Here is a 1,971-nt window from a genome sequence, read left to right as displayed (position 1 = left end):
CCCCGGCATCGCGCTTCGTCGCCGACTTCATCGGCAACGTGAACCTGATGGACGGAACGGTTGCGGTCGACGAACCCGACCACGTGGTCATCGACTGTGCCGACTGCCGCCACTACGTGGGCCACGGCATCACCGGCACGCTGGGCATGCCGGTGACCGTGGCACTGCGGCCGGAGAAGATCCAGCTGGCCGCCGAGAAGCCCGATGGCGAGTTCAACACCGCCCGCGGCACGGTCGAGGAGCTGTCGTACTTCGGCAGCTTCACCGTCTACCGCATCAAGCTGGCCAGTGGCCTGATGATGGCCGTCAGCCAGGCCAACACAGAGCGTCATCGCCAGCACAACTTCACCTGGGGCGACACCGTCTGGGCCCATTGGACCGACGCCGCGCACGTGGTGCTCACGCAGTAAGGGGCACCCCATGAGCTTTGCCATTCGCAAACCCCGCTGGTGGCGGGGCCGCACCGCGGTGATCGGCATCCCCTATGTGTGGCTGCTGGCCTTCTTCCTGGCGCCGTTCCTGATCGTCTTCAAGTACTCGTTGGCCGAGATGGGCGCCGTCACGGTACAGGACGTGATGACGGTCGCCGACGGTGTTGTCAAGCTGACGCTGAAGTACTCGAACTACAACTTCATCGTCTCCGACGACCTGTATTTCAAAGCCTACGTGTCGAGCGTCAAGTACGCCGCGATCACGACCGCCTGTTGCCTGTTCATCGGCTACCCCTTCGCCTACTTCATGGCGCGGTCACGCGCCACGCTGCAGCCGACGCTGCTGATGATGGTGATGCTGCCGTTCTGGACCTCGTTCCTGCTGCGCGTCTACGCCTGGAAGGGGCTGCTCGACGAAGGTGGCTGGGTGGCCAACGCGTTGACCGCGCTGCACATGGACCACCTGCTGCTGGCCGGCGGAATGATCGAGGCGCTGGACAAGTACATGCACACGCCGTTCTCGCTGGTGGTGGGCATGACCTACACCTACCTGCCGTTCATGATCCTGCCGCTGTACGCGAACCTGGCGAAGCTGGACCTGAGGCTGCTGGAGGCGGCGGCCGACCTGGGCGCTTCGCCGTGGGTCGCGTTCTGGAAGGTCACGGTGCCGCTGTCCAAGGCCGGGATCATCGCCGGTTCGATGCTGGTGTTCATCCCCWGCGTCGGCGAGTTCGTGACGCCGGAGCTGCTGGGCGGCCCGCAGACGCTGATGATCGGCCGCGTGATCTGGGACGAATTCTTCAGCAACAACGACTGGCCGATCGCCTCGACCGTGGCCGTTGTGCTGGTGCTGCTGATCGTCGTGCCGCTGGCCGTGTTCAACAAATACCAGGCGGAAGCGCAGGAGAGGAAGTCATGAGTCGTGCTGTATTCGGCACCCGGTTCGCGGCCGGCTTCGGCAAGAGCTGGCTGTTGGCGGGCTTCCTGTTCCTGTACCTGCCGATGGTCACCCTGATCGTCTACTCGTTCAACAAGTCGCCGCTGCCCACCGTCTGGGGTGGCTTCACGCTCGAGTGGTACGGCAAGCTGGCCAGCGATCAGGAGATCCTCTCCGGCCTGTGGCTGTCGCTGAAGATCGCGTTCTGGTCGGCCACGCTGTCGGTCATCTTCGGCACGATGGCGGCCTTCGCACTCGTCAAGTACAAGCGCTTCTTCGGCCGCACCTTCTTCAGCGGCATGGTCAACGCGCCGCTGGTGATGCCGGAGGTGATTCAAGGCCTGTCGCTGCTGCTGATGCTGGTGGCCATTCAACGGGCCGTCGGGTTTCCCGAGCGCGGCTTCATGACGATCCTGCTGGGCCACATGGTGCTGGGCCTGGCCTATGGCTCCGTGGTCATCTCCGCTCGCCTGCAGGAGCTGAATCCGCAGCTGGAAGAAGCAGCGATGGATCTCGGCGCCAAGCCGTGGCAGGTGTTCTACCTGGTCACGCTGCCGATGATCACGCAGTCCCTGGCCTCGGCCTGGCTGCTGACCTTCAGCC

General features: G+C 64.2%; 3 protein-coding genes. All 3 read left to right on the top strand.

Annotated features, from left to right (window positions below):
- A partial coding sequence (locus tag AC1DYI_RS34065) for a TOBE domain-containing protein (protein WP_477208529.1) occupies positions 1 to 410 on the top strand: 410 nt, incomplete at its 5' end.
- Positions 411 to 420: 10 nt separating this feature from the next.
- The gene (locus AC1DYI_RS34060; protein ID WP_477208528.1) at positions 421 to 1,350 is read left to right on the top strand and encodes an ABC transporter permease; all 930 of its coding nucleotides are present in this window, start codon (positions 421 to 423) and stop codon (positions 1,348 to 1,350) included.
- Positions 1,347 to 1,971, top strand: a 625-nt coding sequence (locus tag AC1DYI_RS34055) for an ABC transporter permease (protein ID WP_477208527.1), incomplete at its 3' end; no start/stop codon positions are given. The genes AC1DYI_RS34060 and AC1DYI_RS34055, both read left to right, overlap by 4 nt.

It is taken from the genome of Ideonella sp. P3_A4 (genome assembly GCF_056403075.1).
Note: the sequence above shows the minus strand (reverse complement) of the source record. Positions and strands in the feature narration are given on the sequence as shown.